The organism is Cohnella phaseoli (assembly GCF_003386235.1).
Lineage (GTDB): Bacteria > Bacillota > Bacilli > Paenibacillales > Paenibacillaceae > Cohnella > Cohnella phaseoli.
On sequence record NZ_QRDZ01000032.1, the window covers coordinates 91,333 to 114,317 of the forward strand.

A 22,985-nucleotide genomic window follows, 5' to 3' on the forward strand; every position below is an offset into this window, starting at 1 on the left:
CCCTCGGCAACCTGTCACAGCCCTCATGTCCTTGCACGACGCGATCCTCAGGTTGTTGAACATTGCTTTTAAAGAACTTCCAGCTCTTCGCGAATCAATGTCAGCTCTTGTATTCCCTGAATAAGTATTTCTTTTGGCGGCTGAAATTGAATGGTTAGCTTTTTACCCGATCTGCTAACTCCCCAATCTCGTAATGCTTTATCAATAAATAAATCATAAGCTTTATCAAAACGTTGACCAAAAGCAACTAATTGTTCTTTATTCATTAACGGTAATTTGGATTTAAATTGATTAACAATTTCCTTGTACTCTCTATCAAATTGTTGAATGATTTCTAGATAATCATCGTAAAGCTCATAGTCTGCTTGCACCTCATAAGCAAAATTCATAATGTTCAGTTCTTCAGGCACGGCCAGTAACCAATATAAACTGGATTGTTCTTCGCTAATAGGGAGAAAATCTCCCTCTTTCGCTGCTATTTCTTGGACAAATGCTCTAAAGTGGCCTAGTCTCTTTCCCCTTTCAATATATTCATTCATGAGAATTCCTTTTTCCATTGCAGCTTGATTGGATTTATGGTCAAAATACATTTTCAACAAAAATGCATTTGCTATAAGCGAAAGAAACAGACAACCCGCTATCACGCTATTTTTATTTATTTTTTCTCCCCTCCCTCAATTACCTTACCGTCGGCTCAACACGTGAACAGCCTGCCGCTTCCAGCCTATGCCGCCAACGAGATTGTATGCTTATTGCAGCACGATCGTGTCGCCCTTTTTCAAACCTTCCAGCACTTCCGTCTTCTCGGGCGTCTCCATGCCGATCTTAATATCCCGACGCTCGAACTGCCCATTTCCTTTATCCACCATTACGTAATAGGAGTCCTTCTCCCGCATGACGGCAATTGTCGGCACGACCGTTACATCCTTCTTGCGCTCGGTTTCGATCTGTCCATTAAGACTAAGACCTGCGATTAGATATTCATTCGGCTCCAGCGCGATGACAACCTCAAACTGGGCCGCCTGATCGATATTGTTCTGATCGGTGCCGGTTTTGGCGAATTTCGATACGCGCAGCACCTTGCCCGACAGCTTCAATTCTTTCATCGCATTCATTTTCACTTGAACCTGCATGTCCGGCTTAATGCGGAAAACATCCTGTTCACCGACAAGCGCGATAAACTGCAGCTTGCTGAGATCGACAATTTTGCCTATGTATTGGTTATCGCCAACCGCTTGCGGCCGCTTGCTTGCGGTATCGTAGAGGAAGATACCCTCAGCTGGCGAGCGGTATTCCGACTTCCCGAGCAGTGTCTGCTTCTCCGCCAGCGTCTTGCGCTGGATTGACTTGGTTACATCGTTCAACTCCTGTGTCAGCCGGTCGATCTCCTTCGTCGCAAGCGTCCGCTTCCGCTCAGTTTCCGTCGTTCCGACTGTCATGCCCTCTTCGTCCAACTCCGCCATGTAGGCCTTAAGATTCGCTTCGAGATCCGCCTTGCGAAGAGCGGCTTCCTCTTGGGAGATTTCATTCTTCAGCGCCGTCTGGTCAAGCTTGAACAGAACGTCTCCTTTCTTGACCTGCTGCCCGTCCTCCACGTTCCAACTCGTAACCTTCGAGCTGAAGGGCGCGTAAACAAACGTTTCCTGCTCATACAGCGACTTGCCCTTTACTTCAATCGTATTGACAAGCGTCTCGGTCGTTACGTCGAACGTAATGGCTTGCAAATCTTCCATCGAATCCATCGGCTTAGCCGGCCGAGACATCGAATATAAGGCGTAGCTGATCCCGACTAGGATAAGCCCGATGACGATCCACTTTATTTTCTTCTTCATCTCTTCTACCCCTTCCTTCTAAAAACATTGCATCATTTGCCGCTAATCCCGTCGAATAGCCGTTAACGCGTCGGTGCGCGAAGCGCTCACCGCCGGATAGATTCCCGATATGACGCCGGTCAGAATCGCAAACGCCATGCCAACCGGAATGGCCATCATGGGGACAAAGATAATAACGGCGTCCTGACCGCCGCCGGACATGGACTGGATTAAGCCATTGATTCCCCATACGATCCAATAGGAGAACAAGATGCCAAGCAAGCCTCCAAGGAGGCCTAGCAGCGCCGCTTCGATAATGAACATGTTCCGGATTTGCGCCAAATTCGCCCCAAGCACCTTCATAATGCCAATCTGACGGCGTCGCTGGTAAGTCGACATCGTCATGGCCACGACGATCGAAATCGAAGCGATGATGAGAATAAATACGCCGCCGCCAAGCGCCACTGCTTTAATAATGCTGAATTGCTCGGCGAGCCGTTCCTTCTGCTGCAAATTCGTTTGCGTATTTAGAGTAAGCTTTTTAATCTGTCGCTCCACCTGCTCGACGTTCTCCTGGCTGTCCACCTTTACAATAACGGAGTTATATGAGGCTTCATCGGCCGACCCGCCTCGGCCCATATTCAGCTCTTGCCTCATCATCTGCGCTGTCTCGAGCGATACGTAAGCCTTCTTGTCGTAAGCAACCGCATTCTCGCTTACGCCCTTCGGCTTCTTCAATACGCCGGTTACCCGCAGCTGCGAGGTTCGAATGGCTTTACCGTCATTCAAGTAGCCTAGAAACTGGACCTGGCGCTGGAATAGGGAAGCCGGCATCCGATTCATTTTCTCATACTGCTCGACCAAGGTGCTGTCATAGGGATTGCGGCTCAATTGCTCGATCAGCTTATCTCGAGCCTCGGCATCTGCCAGCCCCAATGTCGCCCCATAGTTCAACACGATCGTACCGATGAGGTCTGAAGGTCCGCCATTCATGAACGGCTTGTCGAAAGCCTCCAGCATTTCCAAGTCCGTCCCGATCACTTCCACATAGCTCTTCCGGTTGTCCGTTGTGGACATTTCCATATAATTGATCTGCTGAAAGGGAGCCACTGCCGTCACATGCTTCATATTCTTCATAATAGCCAGCTTCTGATCGGTCAGCTTGCCGCGGTCCTTAGAATCGTCGCCAACCGCCGGATTACCGCTGCTTGCCTGCCCCCCCTGGCTCCTACTCGTCGATACGCCCTCATTGGCCGTCACCGTAATTTCGTCCATCTTGAAGAAACTGTTCATCTCGGTTTCGATATACTTCTGAGCCGACTCTCCTATACTGAGGGCGAGAATAATCGCGGCACAGCCAATCGATAGTCCTGCGGCGCACAATGCGGTCACGACTTTCCGGCGCCTCACCTGATCCCATGACAGTCGCGTAAGATCGCCAATCCTCATCCCGTCGTCACCTCCGCTAACGGTGTAGCGTCAGATGGATCCCGATCCGTAATGAGGTAGCCGTCCCGGAGCGAAATAATGTGCTGTGTCTGAGCGGCGACTTCCCTCTCGTGCGTAACAATGACGAACGTTGTCTTCATCGTGCTGTTCAACCGTTTCAATATTGCTAGAATTTCTTCTTCCGTCTTTGTATCCAGATTGCCGGTAGGCTCGTCCGCAAAAATAACCGACGGTTCGGTAATTAAGGAGCGAGCTATACTGACACGCTGCTGCTGACCTCCGGACAATTGCGAAGGGAACAGCTCCGCCTTCTCGGGAATGCCTACTTGCTCAAGCAGCGACAGGGCCTTCTGTTTCCGGATTGAGGGCGAGACCGATTGGAACACAAGGGGCAACTCGACATTTTCACGAACCGTCAGATTCGCGATCAGCTCATATGCCTGAAATATAAAGCCGATATGCTTGCGTCGAAACTCGGAAAGCTGATTCTCGTTCATCTTTACGATATTGTGATCCGATATGTAAATATCGCCCTCCGTCGGCTTCATCAAGCCGGCCATCAGATTGAGCAGCGTTGATTTGCCCGAGCCCGAGCTTCCGAGAAGTGCGACGATCTCTCCCTGCCTTACTTGGAAATTAATATCCCGCAACACAGTTGTCGTCTCTGTCCCGTTCCGAAAAGCATGGGATAAGCCTTCTACACGCAGCATGACGTCACTCCTTTCATGATGTAGCTCTAGGTAGTAGAACCTACACCTAATCTATAATTACGACAATTCTACCAGAAAAGTTTGGTATATTTTGCGGTTCTCTATAATTATATGTCTCTTCCTTTGTCATGTTATGTCATACTTCCAATTGAGGCAACCTATTCGCCTCTCCTGACAATCCCAACATTGAAGTCGTGGGCGAGCTATCCATATAGGATTTTTCGCAGACAAGCCCAAAGAGGACCGCAACCGCCTGCCTCCCGGCAAGTTGTCGCAGCCCTCTAACCTATCTGTTGCTTACTTGCCAGACCATAACTCAGTTCCGTCGTCCGACCGGTTATACTGATGCGTAAAAGAAAAGCCATTACGATCAGATTATCGCTTATTGAATCTCTCCCTACAGGAGATTATATAATACCGACTGGAGGTGAATCGTTATGCGTTTCGAGGAAAAAATCTATTCGATCGGGGAAGCCGCGAGCTTGATCGGAAGCACCATCAAAACCGTCCGATACTACGACGAAGTCGGATTAGTGAAGCCTGTCGGCTATACGGAAGGGGGCCACAGATTATATTCGGGAAAGGATTTATGGCGTCTGGAGCTGATTACAACCTTGCGCTATCTGGATTTTAGCATTGATGAAATCCGTCAAATGATTTCCGGAGAACTCTCGGTAGATAAGGCGCTGGACTGGCAGATCGATTCCTTGGAGGCTCAAGTCAGTACGCTGACGAACATGATAAAGATTTTACGTGAAGCGAAGCGGCATCAGGGCGATTCCTTGCGTTATATTCATCAATTGGTGAATGAACGGACCACAAGCAGCGAGAAGCGTAAACAGTTCATATCCGAAAAAGTGGAGACTACCCGCGTGTTAGAGGGGATTCCTGAAGATTGGCGAAACTCTTTGCTCTATTTTTTCGATAAATATATTGTCAAACAAGTGAAGCCATCCGCCAAACAAGCTGGCGCGTGGGACGAGCTGCAGGAGCTTATCAACGATCCCCAGTTCATCGAAGATATAAAGCACAATCAGTTCCTATTCTTTAGTATGGTTAATCAGCCGCCGCTCAAAGCCGGATCATGGGTCAAGAAGCTGGAACACATTCATAACCGCTTGAATAAGGCCTTGAAGCAAAAACTTCCGGCAAGCAGCCCGTATGTGCAAGCGATCGTTGAGGATACGGCCTTGCTGTACACCAATGTAGAGCAATTAGCCGATAGGGGGAATTTTTTCCGTGCCTTTGCCGAACATTCACAAACGGTTATAACGGAACGTATGGAGAGATTTGACACGCTATGCTCTATAATCAGTCCGACATTTCTACAGCTTTCAAAAGGGAACGCCTTATTGCATCAGGCCATTCAGTGGAAGCTTCAGCAGATGCAGTAAAGAGAACAGACGAGGATCATAAGTCCTCGTCATGCTCTGACCGCATTCTAGTCAGCCTCTCTCCAACGAATATTCGGAATGTTCGCCGATATTTTTTTCCAATAACTTAGACGGCTGCTGCTTTAAATAGTGATTAAAGAAGTCCAGCGAGTAATCATTAATGAGCCCATGAACCTTCTTCACATTGACCCCCTCCATCCATTCAAAGAGAGGAGAAATCATATACATATCGGAGAAGCCCATATGCTTCATCTTGTTTATTTTCAACCAATAGTTGCCGCCGACTGCTACATGCTCATATCTTGCCAATGTGTCTGCAAAAAACTTATCAAGCTCTGCCCTAGTGGTGCCTTGGGATGCGATATTCGCATCGCTCATATTTTGCGTACCGGCTAACGTATCATCGGCGCTCATCATCAGAAACGGCTTATTCATACCTTCCTCCGGAATCCGAAGCTTGCCATACAGGCCCCCGTCCATATTGATGCCTGCTTTAATTCTGGAATCTGTCATCAGCATTTGGGTCGTAGTCGCTCCGCCGAAGGAATGACCGAACATGCCGATGTTGTTCAAATCCATTCTTCCTGTAAAGCGCTGATTGGGATCGTGATTAGCCAACTCCTCCACTTGATCCAGCACAAACTTGGCATCCTCCACCCACACCATGTTCAAACGATCCAGATCCTCGATGGCATTGCTTTCCTGCGGTACAAAATGGACGACACGACCGTCGGGGAGAAGGGAGACCGTGCTGTTGTACGTATGATCAATCCCCACAACAATATAACCATGGCTGACTAATTGCTCAATTTGAAAAGTATTCTGGTTTTTCACTCCGTTTAAGGAATGGGAAAAAATGAGGACCGGATAGGTCGGTTCTTGATTGGATATCGTCGCGTTCTCAATCGCATTCGTCTTAATAAATCCAATGCTTGTAAATAACATCTTCGGCATGTGCAAAGCTTGTCCATACCCTTGTGCGAATATATCCGCATTAGATACATATGGAGCGCGCTCTCCCTTTGCCTTCGAATCAGCCGGATACCAGATTTGTATCATTAATTCGCGCTTATCGCCGGATTGCTGTGCGTAACCTTCCTCCCGCTTCTCATCCTTCCAGTGGTAGGTGACGGTCCCAATCTTGTATGGACCTGACGGCTTATCAAATTTAATGACCGGAAGAGCAAGTGGCAAAGCAACGGCTAAGAAACAATAGAACACCGCAAAAATACAGATTAAACCTAACTTTAATCGGGATGCTTTTCGGGGGGCTTCTTCCCTTCTGGGGATATACCTGACAGCGATGATCAAGAGCGGGACCAATGTGATAGCATGCACGGGAAGGATCTGCCACCGCATCCCTTCTATTAACCATTGCATCAATACGAATGCAGCGGATACACCGAATCCAATAAGCAATCCTCGCTGCGGCTTATGTTTGCCAAGTATCAGCCAACCAAGCATCAGAATATTAAAGCAAGCAGACATCATTTCAAAAATTCTCATGATCTTGAACCTCCTCGTTCAATGTTGTAGTTGAATTGATTTCAACATTACAACCTCCTGTAAGGGGAGATTCAAGCCTTGCTTATTTTGCCCCGTGATACCAACGATCTCGGCTAATCGCTCCTGCGATACTTCAGCTTCTATGTCTATTCGATCACAGCGCGGCGGGAACTCCAGGCTGTTTGCGAAAACCCGAGATGACAATCAGTGCGACATTCTTTACAATGTGGACAAACGATGCCTTTGCAATTTTCCAAGAGGAGGGCTTATGAACAAGATTGAGGAAACGATATATGAGCATTATGGGCTAAATGTGTCGCAGCTTAAACCGCAACAGGGAGGCTGGTCCTCTCTTGCCTACAAGATGACTGCGGACAACCACTCCTACTTTTTAAAAGTTTACGAGAAAAACAGAGCATCCACTCCGAAATGGACTGCCTTGATAGACGAATACGCTCCTGTCCTGATCTGGCTCCATCGCTATAGCAGGTTAAATAGAAAAATCCCTGTTCCCCTTACGACAAGGGATGGCAATTATCAATGCGCTAACGCTGATGGCATTTTTCTGCTCTATGATTACATTGACGGAGAAACAATTGGGCCTCGAGATTTAACAGAAAATCAGGTGGTACAGCTATCGGACATTATTGCGGAGCTTCACTCGTACGGCGAACAATTACCGGGTAATACAGAGCATCTTAAAGAGGATTTCTCCATCCCCTTTGTCAGGCAATTAAATCAGCTGGTGAAAGGGCAAGCGTCGCCTATTCCATCAGACGTGAGCGAAGCGATAGGCCAGTATAGAGGGCAAATGAATAATCTAATCGACGAAATCGAAAAGCTGTCTCGGAGTCTGCCGCAACGCCCCTTACGAAATGTACTCTGCCATACAGACCTCCATAACTGGAATCTGATGCAAGCAGAGGATCAGCTTATCCTAATTGATTGGGAAGGATTGCGCCTGGCACCCGTCGAGGCGGATTTCATGTTCCTTGTTGATCAACCCTATTATGATACGTTTTTAGAAGTCTATCGGAAGCGACACCCTGATTTTGCTCTGAAACCCGACGTTCTGCGTTTTTATCAAATAAGACGTAGACTAGAGGATATTTGGGAATGGATAGAACAGCTATTATTCGACCAACAGGAGACGCATGAACGAGAAAAGACACTAGCCAGCCTTACGAAGGAATTGCAAGAAATGGCTTAGTATTTGTGCTCCGTACAAAAGGATAGACCGCCCTTGTTTATAGACAGATGGACTAGCAAACCTGCTTACAGCACGAACTAAAGCAAGGCTCCTGATGCTATTCCGCCATCTGACCCGACTGCGTGACTGCGGCAAGTCCGGGTCGCTTGCAACTGTTTTCCTCAGGTTCTTGTTTACACACTGTTTGCAGAACAACCCAAAGGGGGCTGTAACAGGTCACAGCTCTCAACCTGTCACAGCCCCCAAACATGCGTCCCGAAGGGTTTCTCAGCTTTTACTCCCGTCACGATCGGATTGTCCTTGTAGCTAATCCAGTCGCTCCAGCCATAAAATCATCTTTACTTCCCGCTGAGATAAGTGGTTTATTTTTTCTTTACAGGTATCCAAATTTCTCCCATATCATTGATTGCCATCCCATAGTACATTTCAAAGCTAGGCCCCTCAACCTGCTCGTATTCTGAAGTTGGGAACCACTCGGAATAGATTCGCTCCCATAATCGTTGCATATCGCATTGCGGTTCTGGAAAAATCGCCCACGTCATTACAGGAACAGAAAGCTTTGTAAACCGCTCTGGAATTTCGAGTCCCTTTGGCAAGTTATAACACACCATATACTTGAAATTTTCTCTAGTGTGATCGTATAAGGCAGCATGCAACATTGTGTCTCCGAATCGCCCCAGTAGTTCGTTCATGAGAGCAACACTTCCGTCTTCATCGCATTTTTTGCGGAATATAGGGACTTCGGAAAAAGCTGTTTTCTGATCTGCATTTATTAGACCATAGACTCCAAACATTTCGAAAGACCCTCTTTGTTCAATACGGTAATTCATTTCGACATCTCCTCTAATCGAGATATGGAAGGACATTCTAGGATAGGCTTTTAGCGTAACGCCCTGATCACGCGCGGACACCGGCATAATCCCATGAAGATTCTTGAACGCACGAGCAAACGCTTCTGGCGAATCATATCCATATTTCATAGCAACCTCGATAACCTTTACATTTGTGGTCTGGAGCTCAAACGCCGCCAACGTCAGACGCCGACGCCGGATATATTCAGATAACGATACACCGGTTATAAAAGGAAACATTCTTTGAAAATGATACGTCGAGCAATAGGCTTTGCGCGCAATTTCATCATAGGAGATGCTGTCCGTTAAGTTTCCTTCGATGTAATCCATGGCGCTATTCATCCTGTCCAGCCAATCCATCGTGTTCCCTCCCTTCAAGATCCATCTTATCGGAGATAAGTATAGAATGCCGTGCATTTACTGCACGAAAAAATCAGTATGCTGAAAAAGCCGCCAAGACCCTTGGGCTACATGGCGGCTTGTTTATTGCAGTTATCGTTCGCAGCAATCGCAGCGGCAGACAAATATGCTTATATAGAATTAAGCGGTAGATCCTTCACAAAAATTAGATATAATTCGTGTGGCCCCGGACAGGCATTTCCTGCGCATTTAGTTCATGCATCGAGAGCCTGGCCCCGATTGATTGGAAACTGCCGACGACATCCTCATATCCGCGCTCAATGTGATCGACTCCCGTTATCCGCACAGTACCCTCGGCCGCTAAACCGGCAAGCAGCAGGCAGGTGCCCGCACGCACATCCGTAGCATGCACCCATCCGCCCTGCAGGGGAAGCCCTCCGCGGATAAAGGCGCATTCTCTTCGCAACTCAATTTCCGCACCGAGCCGTCGCAATTGCGGTACGTGAGCGAACCGTTTCGGATAAACGCGGTCGGTTACGATGCTCTTGCCTTGAGCCTGCAGCAGCAGTGCTGTCATTGGTTGTTGTAAATCGGTGGCAAACCCCGGAAACATGCCGGTGCGAATCCGCGTCGCCTTAAGCTGCCCTGAGCGACAGGCCGTGATATGGGCGTCACCGCATTCCACATCCATTCCGATCTCCTCCATCTTGGAGAGACAGGAGCCAAGATGCTCGGGGATGACGTCCATGACGGTAACCTGCCCGCCTTGAATCCCGGCCGCCATCAAAAATGCCCCAGCGATTAAGCGGTCCGGAATCACCGTGTGCGATCCCCCATTTAAATACGGAACGCCTTCGATGCGAATACGTTCCGTTCCCGCCCCGTAGATCCTAGCTCCAATCCGGTTCAAGAAAGCGGCCGTATCGACGACCTCTGGATCCAGAGCCGCGTTGTGCAAAATCGTCCGTCCTTTTGCCCGAACAGCAGCCAACATCGCATTAATCGTCGCACCGGAGGTAAGCATATCGAAATAAATGTCTGCCCCTCTCAGCTCCGCGGCTTCGATGATGTAGTAATCCTCGAAGGTATAGACCTTTGCCCCAAGCGCCTTGAACACTTTGATATGCTGATCAATCGGTCTCGAAACGAAATCGTCTCCCCCGGGGAATCCAATCGTGACTTTGCCGAATTTGGACAACAGAGCGCCTGCATAATAGTAAGAGGCTCTGTATTTCGAAGATTTGCCCGGATCTATTACAGCGCTGTGAACGGTTCGCGGGTCAATGACGACTGTTCCGCCTTCCTGCTTAAACGCCATACCAATATCCCGACTAATTCCCGCGATAATACTGACATCCTCGATATGCGGGATTCCCTTTAGCGTCACAACATCGTCTGCCAGACAAGCGGCGGCAAGAAGCGCGAGTGAACTGTTCTTGGCTCCTGGGATATGTACAGTGCCGTGTAATGGCCCTGAATTTTCTACCTGTATATATTTCATGGAGATACCCACTTTCGTTAGGACGATATCAATTCAGATTCGAGCACATAGCCGTTGCCGCGTACCGCACTAATGAGGAAGGTGTCTTTGCCGTATTTTTTTCGAATTCGGTATACCAAGGCGTTCAATTCGTCGTGCGATACGTCGGAAAACCCGTTGGCCCCCAACGATCTTTCCGGCCACACCTTCGATCGGATTTCCTCGAGCGTAACGAGTTGGTTTATTTTCTCATGGAGCACTCGAATGAACAAATATTCTTTATCCGACATCGGAATTCTCTTGTTTCCTATCAAGCATTCCCGCTTCTCCCAATAGATCTTTGGCTGCAAATCGGGAATCTCCATCTGCTTGGTCATGCTCAGAGGTTCGAACTCAAGGGTTTGCTCCGCAAACAAAAAAGAAAAGTGCAGGACGATCATTCCCTTGGCGAGCTTAATGATATCGAAGTTATTGAGAGAATATGGGGTATGCGGCGTTAGCCGCGAGCCGTTAATCTCCGTTCCGTGGCGGCTCCCCAAATCGTATAGGACCGCCTTGTCATTTTCCTTGCGGATAATGAAATGCTTCCGGGAAACGAACGCGTTCGTAAACGCGAGTTCTGGAACGACCAGATGAGATACCCTGCCGACCAGCGTTTCATCCGCCCTTAAATTCACGCAGGTACCGGAACGGTAAGGCTCTCCTCGAATAATGTAAAGACATGCAAAGTCCTCTTCCATGTTGCACCTCCATTGGCCAGAACAGGCAAGTCCATACATGTACTGATTGTACTGATGTTACCACTCGTAATCGTAACTCAAATTGAGGATGAATGAAACCACCTCTCACTGACGCCGCACTCACATTTCGGTAACGCCGGAATATCCCGCTTCAGTTCCCTCAATATGCCCGAGTAGAAAAAACCTAGACCGTCCGCTATCCCGATAAAAGGATAATGCCAAATGAGGGCTGCAACAGCCCGCCTCCTGGCAACCTGTCACAGCCCTCTAACCCGCGTCAGACGCGACCTCTTAACCCTTACTCTTCTCCCGTCGCTACTCCGCCAGATTCATTTTTTAGTTCGTTACCGTAAAGATCGTATCATCTTCTTTAAGAAACTGTATCCTTTTCGAATAATCTTGTTCTGCTTGGTTTTTTGTCAGGATATCACTGGAAATTAATAAATCATAAAATGACTTCAGCATCTGTTCTGATATAACATAAGGATGCCTCTCGGAAGTAATCATCATTCTTTGTCCATCAATCAGGACAGCGGCTATTTTTTGGGGCTGAACAAGCTCAATCTGTACACCGCTACTGTCTATGATAACATACATTTCTTTTCCATTTTCAAATGCGATATGTTTGACTTCTGCCCCGTTTGCCAAGCGACTCTGGAGTTCTTTCATGGAGTACCCCGGAATCGGGTCATTTTTAAAAAGCCAGTTGGCGAAATCTTTAGCGTCGACACGATCCGTATCGTATTTTTTCCAACCGGCTCCATTGTTCTTGCGAATCTGTATGGAGTTGTCATTCGTAATGCGCAGAACCATCTCATTGTCCACGTAAACTGCCCTATACTTTGAAGCATGAAGCTGATCCATCAGCTGCGGTACATCCGAACGGTTAAAGGTTAAATCAATCGGCATTAATGCCGTTGAGGATTCACCTTGATACAAAGCAGGAGCCTCTTCAGCTACTGGCTTGTCATCGGAAGCCACTTCCTTCTTATCCAGAGCGGAAGTTGCAAATACTGTAACGGTTCCGGTCACAATCGCAATAGCGAGCAGCATCGTCGCTATAGAGACTTTTTTAATTTTCATAATCGATATAATCCTTTCTTCAATGGGGCTTTTAGAAAAATAACTAACCATTGACGACAGCCCGCTTTTCTTTACTTCCATATGAACAAGTGTCCTGGCATAAGCAGGCTTCGTGCTTTCCCCAAATGTCCTTATGACCTTTTCATCGCAGGATAGCTCGATGTCACGATTAGCAAGGATGTACATGACCCACACGAAAGGGTTGAACCAATGGATACACAAGCTGGCGGCAAGCAGCCACTTTTTGAGCGTGTCAAATCGATGGATGTGAGTATACTCGTGGGCAAGGATAAACCTGAGTTGTTCGGTATCGGTATAGTCGATATGTTTAGGCAAGAGTATGACGGGCCGAAAAACACCATAGGTGAGCGGAGCTAAAATGAGATCTGATTGCCGAACTTGCACCTTTCGCCATAAGGGATTAGACTGCTGCCATTTCTGGACAAAATCGCTTTTAATCGGCAGCGAGCTGCGATAATGCTTTCGGCACCTTAAATGCGGGATGATAATAGATAAAGCACATAGAGTAAAACCAACAAGCCAAACAGGCATAAAGGGCGATAGGGTTGCACTCGGCTCCAGTGGTCCGTTTGGCGTGACCATACGCTCAGTAATGAACGGTAGGGTAACCGTTTCACCATTGGTAACAGGCGAACTTGGCGTTGAGGGAATGTTCCCCTGTAAGGTGAACATCCTGCCTAAGTCGTTAACCGCCGTAAAAATACTAAATGGCGAATGAAAAGAAACGGGAACCAGTAACCGTAATAACGCAACGCCCCAAAGAAGGATAAAGGTCATCTTCGGAATTCTATGCAGCAGCAAGGGACGAAAACAAACAACTACAAGAATGAAGAGGGAAGCCGATAAACTCATTTCAATCAACGACATGCTCCACCTCACTCCAATCTCTCAATAAGTTGCTTTAAGCGGCTAATCTCCTCAGATGTCAACCGTTTTTGCCCCAGAAGCGAAGCGATCAGCCTATCAGGGGCGCCATTATACATTTTATTGATTAGTTCCGTTGTTTCATGCTCTTGTACCTGCTCTCGCGTCACAAGCGCACAACAAACGAAATTTGGCTCTTTGCGCTCAATCGCTCCTTTATCGAGGCACTTCTTAATAATGGTATAAGTTGTAGTCTTGCTCCATCCCACTTTTTCCTTTGTTATTTCCGCAATCCTCTTGGCAGTTGTATTACCTTCCTGCCATAAAATCTCCATAATGTTAAGCTCACTGTCAAACAGCTTTATGCTCATTTGAAAGCACCTCCCATTCGTTCTACTGCAGTAGAATATGTTGCTGTTCATTCTACTCCGATAGAATGAATTCGTCAAGCAGAGGGTTTAGCCGAAGAGGGTACCTACTTTCATCTATCTCAGATTATTAGGGATTGGTTCATCTTTTATTGAGAGAAAAAGCCTCTTCCACTAACATGGAAGAAGCCCTTTTCTAAGTTATATATAGCGTCCCTCTGGGCTTTTATGTTATCCGTTGACTTTTCGTTGATTAAAAACGAACAATCACGCACTTCTTGACTGGAATGCACGGGCTGGGGTTTGCACCAATGCTATGGTGGGCATCCCGGCCCATTGTGTGTCTATACAACGCATTATGAATAATACGAGCGGACTTTGCATCACCCACTCTGTATGTACTTTTCAGAGTCTGCTTGTTGACTCCGATCATAGAAAAATACACCGCCTAGGCATACAGCCCAAATGGCGATGTATTCAACGTACATACTGCTCCCTGGCTCTCGGTTATTCTTCGTCTCCAACAGCGATTGGATTGCCAGAGTAACTAATCCAATCGCTCCAGCTGTCGGGTTCCCTCCTGAAGCGTTCTTAAAATACATCAAAATGTATCGAAAAAGTATCGATCCACGTCATTTTACTCATTGCTCCATCAGGTCCATTGAGTCAGAGTGTCAGGGAGTGCCGACCTGCACTTTACTCCAGAGAGAACTGTAACCGTTCAATAAAAAGTTAGTGCCATTGGTTTGCGGAACTGCGATAATACAAGCATATAAAAGAAGCCCTAGCCTCTCCTTACTTTTACTCCCATTTCAACAAAAGGCTTTTTCCAATGAAATAAGCCCGTTTGGAAGTATAGTTCAATTCTTGTTTAACACTCGGTCAAGTACACTGTTCATGACATCAATTATATCTTGTAATCGCTCTTTTATTATCGTCAAGTCTTGAGCAGGATTCATTGGAAATATACAAATGGAATCATCGCTTATAAGTTGTTGACTTTGCCAATCGGCTCTCGCTTCAGCGTACAATGCCCATACTTCACGAACTGGCCTTGGGCTTAATAATTCTCTTATGTGTCTTCCTTCTTCTTCACCATACAAATATTTCGAGTTGCTATCACGTTTATAAGCAATCAATTGCTCCATCTCTCTCGGTCTGTTCATTAAGTTATGTGACCCGTTCCGCCAAAAATTATTAATCGGTCGGTATTTAAAATCGATCATCAGACTGCCTACATACACATCTCGTTTGTAAAAATCCACTCGACCATCTGGTCGGTTATTTTTCCCCATATATAAAGGTGCACGTTCTAAGTTCGTCTCCCTACCAGCTAGAGGAAGAACCCCATCATACACGTAATGGATACGCATGTCATTCTTGATCAAAACGATACATTCCCCATTCGGAAGAAAGGGAATTAACAATGACTCGTCCTGACCCAGTCTATCGAAAAACCAACCCGATTTCGGTTGGAACCCGAATTCCGTTAACAATTTAAGAACTTGGAAATATCCCCACATTTCATAAAGCTTATCTGTTCGCTTCCATTGATAAGTAAAAGCTGGGTCAAAATACACCTCCATTTCTTCAGAAATAATATCGCGATGGAGTTGATACAAAGCCCTGTAACGTGAATCAGAAAGCAGATTGTGAGGTATATGAGTGAATGTTTTGTTGGTAATCTCCTGATACCACGGAGCATGAACAATCATGTGAAAACCAATTTTCATTCTGTGTACGAGTAATCGGTACTCTTCCAAAAAAGAAGAAACACGTTCTTTTTCTTCTAACTCCCTTCGAGTGCTCTCTTGGAACTGGTACCGTTCAAGTTCAACAATCTCTTGAATTAATCGATCTTTGTAGAAATTCATCGCCTCTTCAAACTGATCCAACAACGCCATCACATTTCTAACGATAAATTTCACCCAGCGATTTTCTGGAAGATCATAATCTATTGCACTATAGGGTGTAAATAAATCTCCATCGTGGAGAGATTTCGTCTGCTGAGTACGCAAAGTCACATGATCGATCTTTTTTGAACGATTTTCTTTTGTCCACTGATATCCTTTTCTAATACGATAATTCGCCTTTTGATAAATATCCATTAAAGCAGCCATAACTGTCGGGTAATGTTTTTTTATAATCATAAACTGCCTTAGTAATTGTGGAGGAAGTGCTTTAATCTGGCTATCAGCAGGAGAATATACTTTCTTTACGAAATCAATTGCAAGTCCTCTCATGAGACCCTCTAAGTCCCGTTTAATAACTTCTAATTGATCTTCCGTAACCTGCTTTGGGCGAATTACAAATGGATTAAAATATGTCTTACCCTCCACAAAAACCTTTGCCAAATAAACGCCTGGAATTAGTGGATAGTAATCTTTAGTATAGAGAACGACCGGGGTACTTGAAGGCTTTAAATAGATATCACCGTTCTCATCTGTTTCTATCCTCTCATCTGAGAGTGACTCTAAACCGTACATATAAAATCTGGCATTTTTATCTTCGGACTGGAAAATGATGCTGACCGGTATATTTTCCGTCAATTCGAATGAAAAAATCATATCTAATACATTTTCATATCTATAGAATCTCTCCACATAAACTGGTCTTTCATATTCGTAGACAAACGAGATGTTCATCAAATCCCGGGAAATTGACTCGAGCATAGGTTCAGAATTATACTGTGAAACCATTAACTTTCAACTCTTTCGCCTTTTGGTATATTGCATCCCTGGTTTTCGCAAATCCCGAAACACTGTTGTATCGCTCAATAAGATCAAACAACAGCCCTTCAACCCGGTCCTCGACTATTTTTCCGATTAGACCTTTCAGCAATCCTTCCGGACCTCTTAACTTCGTCAATATCCGCTGAACTACTTGGATATCAAATGCATCTTTGCGACTCAAATATGAGTTCGGCGGCAGATTTTTGATGTAATGATCAATCTGCTTTACTACACGAGGGCCTATACCTAGACTTTTGTTTTCCTTCTGCATTTTCAAATGCATTTCCCACAAGAAATTTAACTCGTCATCAGTTAGTACCATTGAACCTTCTTGTTTTCGGAACCGATTGAACATCTCGTAAGTATATGGCTTACGTGTCTTCTCTTTAGATTCACGTGTATTTCGACTACTAAGCATCGTGTACGGTTGCACATCAAGTGTAATAACATTCGCTCGATCGAGAACCTTATCAGAAAAATGATATGTGGATTCATCGATATTTACTGTGCCAACAAACACCACATTTTGACCAATATTAATCTCCGGCCCATATTGAGTCGAGTTGTAGATTTGCTGAGATATACGATCACTGTACAAGCGTAATATACGGCGATTAGGTTCCATTTCCAAGACTGAAAGAAATTGGGAAAAATAGTGCTCAACACGCGAAAGATTCATCTCGTCAAAGCATATTACAAATATCTTGCCCCGTTCTTGCTGGGCTTGGAATAATGCATCAACAAGAGCAGTATCGCTAGGACGATACAACATATTCTTTGTATCAATATAACCAAGCAAATCAGAATCATCTGCCCATGATGGCCGCACAGGAACAAACACTAGTTGTGTAGCGTCTAGTCCAAGTGCTCTTCCATATGCTTGTACCAATCGAGATTTCCCGGTTCCACTCATCCCTGCCAAGATTGTTAATGCGTTAGATTTCATCGCCGTATGGAAATTGTACAAATCCTTCTCGAAATACTGAAGACCCATCTCCCTAGTTGTCTGAATGAAGTATTCCAAGAATTCTTCTTCTTTGTCTTGCGAATCATCCTCAGGTAGTATTGCATTTTCCTCCTGCTCATCCTTTTCAAACACTGACTCTTCAACCAATCTGGTCACTTCCGGTTGAATTGTCTCACGCAGTACTTCATCGATAGGATGGGCTGCTTCTAGTTCACGCTCCATCTCTGAATAAGTCTCTTGATCCACAAAAAGCAGCATATCGTTCTCGTTACCTTCACGATAAATCTTATTTTGCCATGTATCAAATGGGATCTCTCTTACTCCATAATTAGACACGAAAGAAAACCCACCATGTGCATACTCATGATGATCGAATAATCCATATGCTGAGTATGCCTTCCCCTCTTTCCAGAGCACGATTGACGGTGTATCGTCAGGTTCAATTGATATGCCCTCAGCAGTTCCAATATACTTTCCCTGAATAAGAGAGTCAGCAAAGTTTTCTTTTGTCAACTTGTGTACTTCTTCTTTGAAGATTGGCACTGCCTTAAACTGCTGATTTACTTTATAGCTCTCCAGCTTTGGAACAAGACGAATGTCAGTGGCTACGTATACCTCTCCGTAGTTCGAAAGCACTTTTTTGGTGGGCTTAAATAGCACTAAGCTATCCATCAAAAATTCAATCAGATCATTCGTGCGAGTATACTCATGATCTGCGTAGCTTTCTTCAAATCCGTATTTATCCAGGTCTGTCGAATAACAAGTGAACAATATCTGGTTTCTAGGAAAACTTTCAGGTGTTTCACTTATAACTTTAAAGAAGAATTGAAGTCTATTTTGTGAATTAATAAATACAGCCTTATGCCTTCCCATACTTTCATAAACTTCTTCGTTCGATGCAAGAATACCTAAAAAATCAACATCCCATTTCTTCCGTTGTAGCAAACCATCCGCCCCCATTAACGAGAAATACAGTGATTTTTCAAATCGTTGTATGTATTAAAACCAGTTACTTTTTTTCCATACTTTTCATGAAGTAAATTTTGCTTTGGGACTGACAACCTGAATTTAATAAACCATATCTCGTCCGATTGATCCAAAGCATTAGTCTGAATAATATCCTCCAAATCATTAGGAAGAATTAGATTGACTTTTGTGAATTTCGGAACATCCAGCCCATCAGGCAAGGTTCGGTCAATGATTGTAAACATTTTTGCCTGACTAATGGTTCTTAACTGCTCGTCTTTTGCGTTATTCTCTTCTTCGATAACTTTAATACGTGCTTGTAAATCTGCATATTCTTTCCTGAGATCACCTTCCGCTTTTTGCAATTCTGTTAGCTGTTCATACAAGTCTTTATTTTTACGATCTCGATCACCAATTTCTGTTTTCCGTAGTTCAACCTCTCGCTCGAGTTTTTGACATACTTTTAGTAAATCATTTCTTTGACTTTCTGTCTGGCTTATTGACTTTTTTAGCTCTTTATTTGATTTGATTACTTGTTGTTTCTCATCTTGAAGCTTTTTGTATTCTCTCTTAACCTGTTCAAAATCGACCAACAAAGAAGCAAGTTTCTCTGGACTAGGAAGGGCACCAACGTTAAAAATTTCTACAATTGTATCGGAACTACTTGGCTCTGTTATGGACGGTTCTTTCTTTGCGGCTTTCGCCAATAATTTGTTGTGTAGTTGAACACCTTTATTGATCTGCTCTTCATCTGACTGAATTACCAAATACTCAATCACGTCATGTACATTTAGAACGGTCGTTTCTTTAAGCTCCTCCCAGATTGCATCTGATTCTTTTATACTTATATTGCGTAATATTTTATTTTTTTCAGTATCCGCTTGCTCGTGATACTTATTAAGGATATTTTTCACTCTAAGAGTGTTCTTTGGTTTGTTTAATTCAGTTTCAATTCGACTTCGAAACAAACGTAACTGTTCAACTCTGATGTTTCTTAAATCACTGATTCCTTTGATTGCAATTTGTGACTTGGCCGTTAACGTCTTGTTTAAGTTATTTACAAGCTGAAGAATGTTACTATCCGACATCTCACTGAACAACCATTTCCATACATCCCTATCCAAGAAAATACCTCCTTAAATTTGTATTATTTTGTATCCTATAAATTATAAGCTAACAAACAAAAATATTAAACGATACAGATTGCTATCTTCCTTATTATGGACAATAAAATTTCATTTCCGTTTTATGAAATTCGAAATTGCTTCATCTCTTTCCTCGATAGGAGAAATTTAATGCTTACTTGTTGATTGTTGGTTGAATTAATGTTTTTACTGTTCTTCTTGTTGACTGAAGGCCGGAGCATACCTGAATGGTGGACCGTCCCGCCCTGTATGTCTGTAAAGCATATTGCGATAAATTCGAACGCTTGTTTGGGTCGACCTTATCTGTAAGTACTTTCAACAAACGAGTGTTGACTCCGTGTTGACTCAGGACAATAAAAAATACATCGCCAGAGCGTACAAGCCCCATGACGATGTATTCAAAGTTAAAGTACTACTATACGCCTTTCGGTTCTTTCTCGTCCCCAACAGCTATCGGGTTATCTTGCCACGAAATCCAATCGCTCCAGCTCCCCGCATACAGCTTAACGTTCCCATACCCAGCCTCCTGCAAAGCCAACACGTTCGGAGTGGCGGAAATGCCCGAGCCGCAGTAGACGATGATCTCCTCGTCCTTAGGCAGATCGGCGAAGCGCTCGCGAAGCCCATCGGCCGATTTCCAAGTGCCGTCCTCGTTAAGCGCGCCCTTCCAGAAGTAGTGACGCGCTCCCGGAATATGACCCGCAATCGGATCGAACGGAGCCTCACGCCCCAAATACTGGGCAGCATCACGAGAGTCGACGAGTGCTGCTCCGCTGCCTCTTCCCGCACTTGAAGCCGCTCGCACTTCCTCTACGCCGACAAGCCAATCCGACCGCACTTCCGGTACGAACTCGCGAGGTTGGGGAGCCGGCGTTTCGACCGATATCGGCAGACCTGCCGCCGTCCAAGCTTGATAGCCTCCGTCCAACACGTAGACATGGTCGACGCCTAAATATTTCAGGATCCACCACAAGCGAGAGGCGGCCGGTCCATTTACGTCTTCGTAGACGACTACAGTCGTTGAGTGATCGATACCAAGCTTCCCGAATGTACCGGCCAGCCGCTCCGGAGAAGGCAGGGGACTGCGACCGCCATGCTGCTGTGCCGGGTCTGTCAGCTCGGTCTTGAAGTCGATGAACACCGCCTCCGGCAGATGCCCTTGCCGGTATGCCTTAATCCCATACTCCGCCTCCTTCGGATGAAAACGCACATCGGCGAACACAAGCGGCCGATTCTCCGCTAGACGGTCTTGCACCCACGCAACATTAACTACGTTCGAAATTGCCATTGTTTCAACAGCCCCTTCAGTCAGATCGTGATTTTCAGACTTTAGATTGTGAACTTCCGACTTCTGATCGCGAACTTCCGACGACTTCAGATCGAGAATTTCAGTATTTAGATTACGAACTTTAAACTTATATCGTAAATTCCAAACTCTCCTGAGTTTTGACTTCATGAATAACAGCGTAAATATCGCTCTGAATTTTCAGCAGCTCAATGTCGTCCCGCTTGCGAGGGCGCTTCTGCGGAACCTGAAAAATCCGGCTGATCCGCCCGGGGCGCGGAGAGAGCAGCACAACGCGATCCCCCAGGAACACCGCCTCGGATACATCGTGCGTGACGAAAACAACCGTCTTCTTCTCGGCCTCCCAGATGTCGAGCAGATCGTCCTGCAGCTGCAACCTCGTCAGATGGTCAACCGCGCCGAACGGCTCGTCCATCAGCAGCACCTCGGGGCTGTTCGCCAGCGCCCGAGCAAGTCCGGCCCGCTGCTTCATGCCCCCGGACAAGTGATGGGGATACTTATTCTCGAAGCCGGTCAGCCCGACGAGGTCCAAATATTTTTGCGCAGCTGCCCTGCGCCCTGCCTTGGTCGTTCCGCGCAGCTCAAGCCCCAGCTCGACATTCTTGGATACGGTGCGCCACGGATACAGCGAAGGGTCCTGGAACACAACCCCGCGTTCGATGCCCGGACCTTGCAGCTTCTTGCCGCCAATAAAAACCTCGCCCGACGACGGCAGCTGCAGACCGGCCAAAATCTCCAGCAAGGTGCTTTTGCCGCAGCCGCTTGGCCCAAGAATGCTGAGAAATTCGCCGTCTTCTATTGTCAGATCGATATTCGTCAACGTCTCGGTAGGAGGCGTTCCGCCGTATACTTTGGACACTCCGCGAATTGTGAATCCAGCCATATGAACACCCCCGCGTTTCTGTTACGATTTCGGAATATAGCGCAGGTCGAGAATTTTCTCGACGTCGTACACTTCGCTCTGGAAGCCCAGCTCGACCTGAATCTGCTGCGTCTCCTCCAAATCCTTCAGATTGACGTCGGGGTTGTTCTCCCACAGCACCTGTTCGCGTTCGAATGCGCTGTCGACGGCCTTCGCATCGATTTTGATATTTTCCAGGAAAAAGGCTTTGTACTCGTCCAGGTTATTCTTCGCGTATTCCTGCGACTTGAAGTAGGCTCGCAGCAGCTTCTCAACCAAATCCGGATGATCGGAGATAAAGCTGTTGCTGGAGATGAACACGCCGGTATGGAAGTTCGGCAGGTAGTCCCAGCCCCGCGCCAGAATCTTGCCTTTGCCCGACTGCTCCGCCAAGGAAGCGAATGGCTCGTGAATGATCGTGGCGTCGACTTGACCGGAGGTCAGACTGGCGTATGCCGCGTCGTTCGCTCCGTTAGCTAGATAGGTAACGTCGTCTTTGCTCAAGCCGTGCTGCTTCAGAATAACCTGCGTATACGCGTCCAGCCCGCTGCCGAAGGCGGCGGCTCCGACCTTCTTCCCCTTCAAATCTTCCACGCTCTCGATTCCGGGTGCGGCAACCAAATAGAACGGCCCCTTTGTACGGAACATCGAAGAGACGATTTTGATCGGTGCGCCTTTGCCTGCGGCTACAATCGCCGAAGTGGTGGCATTATCGGCAATATCGACAGAGTTGCTCGTAACGGCTTCGATCGCGTTCTGGGCGGAGATGAACTCCACGTCCAGCCCTTCTTCCTTAAAAAAGCCTTTCTCAGCGCCGAAACGAACGGCCAAGCCGCTGACTCCGTTAAATGGCGCGTAACGGATTTTCTGCAGCTCCGGGCTGCCCGAGCCCGAAGCCGACACATTCGTCGCCGAAGCTTGCGCGGGCTTCGAAGCTTGGTCCCCTTTATTCGAGCCTCCGCATCCGGCCAGACCTATAGATAGAACAATCACAGCAGCAAGAACTCCCAATCCATTTCTTTTTCTCATGGTTATGCCCATTCCTTTCGCTACGCTCAAGGCACAAAACGGAATGAAATCCGTTCGCCTTTGGTGATTTTTTTGTATTCTGGAGTTGCAGA

Annotated in this window: 18 protein-coding genes; 2 read left to right on the forward strand and 16 right to left on the reverse strand. The window is 46.2% G+C overall.

Annotated elements, in window-relative coordinates; all coding sequences use genetic code 11:
* Positions 1–68 precede the first annotated feature (68 nt).
* The 4 genes from DFP98_RS30380 to DFP98_RS30395 all read right to left on the reverse strand — a co-directional run bounded on the left by DFP98_RS30380 (position 69) and on the right by DFP98_RS30395 (position 3,970).
* Complete coding sequence (locus tag DFP98_RS30380) at positions 69–599, reverse strand: hypothetical protein (RefSeq protein WP_220377193.1); 531 nt, start codon at positions 597–599, stop codon at positions 69–71.
* Between the two features lie 150 nt (positions 600–749).
* Positions 750–1,832: an efflux RND transporter periplasmic adaptor subunit gene (locus tag DFP98_RS30385; protein WP_116064397.1), complete on the reverse strand. Its 1,083-nt coding sequence runs from the start codon at positions 1,830–1,832 to the stop codon at positions 750–752.
* A 42-nt stretch (positions 1,833–1,874) separates the two neighbouring features.
* Positions 1,875–3,260, reverse strand: coding sequence for an ABC transporter permease (locus DFP98_RS30390; RefSeq protein WP_116064398.1), 1,386 nt, complete (start codon positions 3,258–3,260; stop codon positions 1,875–1,877).
* Complete coding sequence (locus DFP98_RS30395) at positions 3,257–3,970, reverse strand: ABC transporter ATP-binding protein (protein ID WP_116064399.1); 714 nt, start codon at positions 3,968–3,970, stop codon at positions 3,257–3,259. The genes DFP98_RS30390 and DFP98_RS30395 overlap by 4 nt, the downstream gene beginning before the upstream one ends.
* 437 nt (positions 3,971–4,407) lie before the next feature.
* On the opposite strand from DFP98_RS30395, the gene DFP98_RS30400 reads away from it, so the two are divergent.
* Positions 4,408–5,364 carry a MerR family transcriptional regulator gene (locus DFP98_RS30400; RefSeq protein ID WP_116064400.1) on the forward strand — a complete coding sequence of 319 codons (957 nt, stop codon included), beginning with the start codon at positions 4,408–4,410 and terminating at the stop codon, positions 5,362–5,364.
* Positions 5,365–5,415: 51 nt separating this feature from the next.
* On the opposite strand, the gene DFP98_RS30405 is transcribed toward DFP98_RS30400, so the two are convergent.
* A complete protein-coding gene (locus DFP98_RS30405; RefSeq protein ID WP_116064401.1) occupies positions 5,416–6,870 on the reverse strand; it encodes an alpha/beta hydrolase in 1,455 nt (484 codons plus the stop codon).
* Between the two features lie 268 nt (positions 6,871–7,138).
* Here DFP98_RS30405 and DFP98_RS30410 point away from each other — a divergent pair, with 268 nt between their 5' ends.
* The gene (locus DFP98_RS30410; protein WP_116064402.1) at positions 7,139–8,080 is read left to right on the forward strand and encodes a phosphotransferase; all 942 of its coding nucleotides are present in this window, start codon (positions 7,139–7,141) and stop codon (positions 8,078–8,080) included.
* A gap of 362 nt (positions 8,081–8,442) precedes the next feature.
* On the opposite strand, the gene DFP98_RS30415 is transcribed toward DFP98_RS30410, so the two are convergent.
* The 11 genes from DFP98_RS30415 to DFP98_RS30465 all read right to left on the reverse strand — a co-directional run bounded on the left by DFP98_RS30415 (position 8,443) and on the right by DFP98_RS30465 (position 22,893).
* Entirely contained in the window at positions 8,443–9,291 is an 849-nt protein-coding gene (locus DFP98_RS30415; RefSeq protein WP_116064403.1) for an AraC family transcriptional regulator, read from the reverse strand.
* Between the two features lie 205 nt (positions 9,292–9,496).
* Positions 9,497–10,792, reverse strand: a complete 1,296-nt coding sequence (gene murA / locus DFP98_RS30420; RefSeq protein WP_116064404.1) for a UDP-N-acetylglucosamine 1-carboxyvinyltransferase — start codon at positions 10,790–10,792, stop codon at positions 9,497–9,499.
* Between the two features lie 17 nt (positions 10,793–10,809).
* Entirely contained in the window at positions 10,810–11,511 is a 702-nt protein-coding gene (locus tag DFP98_RS30425) for an FHA domain-containing protein (protein WP_116064405.1), read from the reverse strand.
* Between the two features lie 336 nt (positions 11,512–11,847).
* On the reverse strand, positions 11,848–13,482 hold the full coding sequence (locus tag DFP98_RS30430; protein WP_116064406.1) for a M56 family metallopeptidase: 1,635 nt from the start codon (positions 13,480–13,482) through the stop codon (positions 11,848–11,850).
* An 8-nt stretch (positions 13,483–13,490) separates the two neighbouring features.
* On the reverse strand, positions 13,491–13,850 hold the full coding sequence (locus DFP98_RS30435; RefSeq protein ID WP_116064407.1) for a BlaI/MecI/CopY family transcriptional regulator: 360 nt from the start codon (positions 13,848–13,850) through the stop codon (positions 13,491–13,493).
* Between the two features lie 857 nt (positions 13,851–14,707).
* A complete protein-coding gene (locus DFP98_RS30440; protein ID WP_116064408.1) occupies positions 14,708–16,546 on the reverse strand; it encodes a DUF2357 domain-containing protein in 1,839 nt (612 codons plus the stop codon).
* Positions 16,530–18,491 (reverse strand): McrB family protein, encoded by a 1,962-nt coding sequence (locus DFP98_RS30445; RefSeq protein ID WP_181918036.1) that lies wholly within the window; start codon positions 18,489–18,491, stop codon positions 16,530–16,532. The genes DFP98_RS30440 and DFP98_RS30445 overlap by 17 nt, the downstream gene beginning before the upstream one ends.
* 14 nt (positions 18,492–18,505) lie before the next feature.
* A complete protein-coding gene (locus tag DFP98_RS30450; protein ID WP_116064410.1) occupies positions 18,506–19,636 on the reverse strand; it encodes a hypothetical protein in 1,131 nt (376 codons plus the stop codon).
* Between the two features lie 436 nt (positions 19,637–20,072).
* On the reverse strand, positions 20,073–20,945 hold the full coding sequence (locus tag DFP98_RS30455; RefSeq protein ID WP_342772521.1) for a sulfurtransferase: 873 nt from the start codon (positions 20,943–20,945) through the stop codon (positions 20,073–20,075).
* A 127-nt stretch (positions 20,946–21,072) separates the two neighbouring features.
* Complete coding sequence (locus tag DFP98_RS30460; protein WP_116064411.1) at positions 21,073–21,846, reverse strand: ABC transporter ATP-binding protein; 774 nt, start codon at positions 21,844–21,846, stop codon at positions 21,073–21,075.
* Between the two features lie 21 nt (positions 21,847–21,867).
* Positions 21,868–22,893 carry an ABC transporter substrate-binding protein gene (locus DFP98_RS30465; protein WP_116064412.1) on the reverse strand — a complete coding sequence of 342 codons (1,026 nt, stop codon included), beginning with the start codon at positions 22,891–22,893 and terminating at the stop codon, positions 21,868–21,870.
* Positions 22,894–22,985 lie beyond the last annotated feature (92 nt).

Bases quoted from the DNA above. Each gene is read 5' to 3' on its own strand.
- DFP98_RS30435 (WP_116064407.1), bottom strand. From the start codon at position 13,850: ATGAGCATAAAGCTGTTTGACAGTGAGCTTAACATTATGGAGATTTTA.
- DFP98_RS30400 (WP_116064400.1), top strand. From the start codon at position 4,408: ATGCGTTTCGAGGAAAAAATCTATTCGATCGGGGAAGCCGCGAGCTTG.
- murA (WP_116064404.1), bottom strand. From the start codon at position 10,792: ATGAAATATATACAGGTAGAAAATTCAGGGCCATTACACGGCACTGTA.
- DFP98_RS30440 (WP_116064408.1), bottom strand. From the start codon at position 16,546: ATGGTTTCACAGTATAATTCTGAACCTATGCTCGAGTCAATTTCCCGG.
- DFP98_RS30390 (WP_116064398.1), bottom strand. From the start codon at position 3,260: ATGAGGATTGGCGATCTTACGCGACTGTCATGGGATCAGGTGAGGCGC.
- DFP98_RS30415 (WP_116064403.1), bottom strand. From the start codon at position 9,291: ATGGATTGGCTGGACAGGATGAATAGCGCCATGGATTACATCGAAGGA.
- DFP98_RS30395 (WP_116064399.1), bottom strand. From the start codon at position 3,970: ATGCTGCGTGTAGAAGGCTTATCCCATGCTTTTCGGAACGGGACAGAG.
- DFP98_RS30460 (WP_116064411.1), bottom strand. From the start codon at position 21,846: ATGGCTGGATTCACAATTCGCGGAGTGTCCAAAGTATACGGCGGAACG.
- DFP98_RS30385 (WP_116064397.1), bottom strand. From the start codon at position 1,832: ATGAAGAAGAAAATAAAGTGGATCGTCATCGGGCTTATCCTAGTCGGG.
- DFP98_RS30410 (WP_116064402.1), top strand. From the start codon at position 7,139: ATGAACAAGATTGAGGAAACGATATATGAGCATTATGGGCTAAATGTG.
- DFP98_RS30455 (WP_342772521.1), bottom strand. From the start codon at position 20,945: ATGGCAATTTCGAACGTAGTTAATGTTGCGTGGGTGCAAGACCGTCTA.
- DFP98_RS30425 (WP_116064405.1), bottom strand. From the start codon at position 11,511: ATGGAAGAGGACTTTGCATGTCTTTACATTATTCGAGGAGAGCCTTAC.
- DFP98_RS30465 (WP_116064412.1), bottom strand. From the start codon at position 22,893: ATGAGAAAAAGAAATGGATTGGGAGTTCTTGCTGCTGTGATTGTTCTA.
- DFP98_RS30405 (WP_116064401.1), bottom strand. From the start codon at position 6,870: ATGAGAATTTTTGAAATGATGTCTGCTTGCTTTAATATTCTGATGCTT.
- DFP98_RS30430 (WP_116064406.1), bottom strand. From the start codon at position 13,482: ATGTCGTTGATTGAAATGAGTTTATCGGCTTCCCTCTTCATTCTTGTA.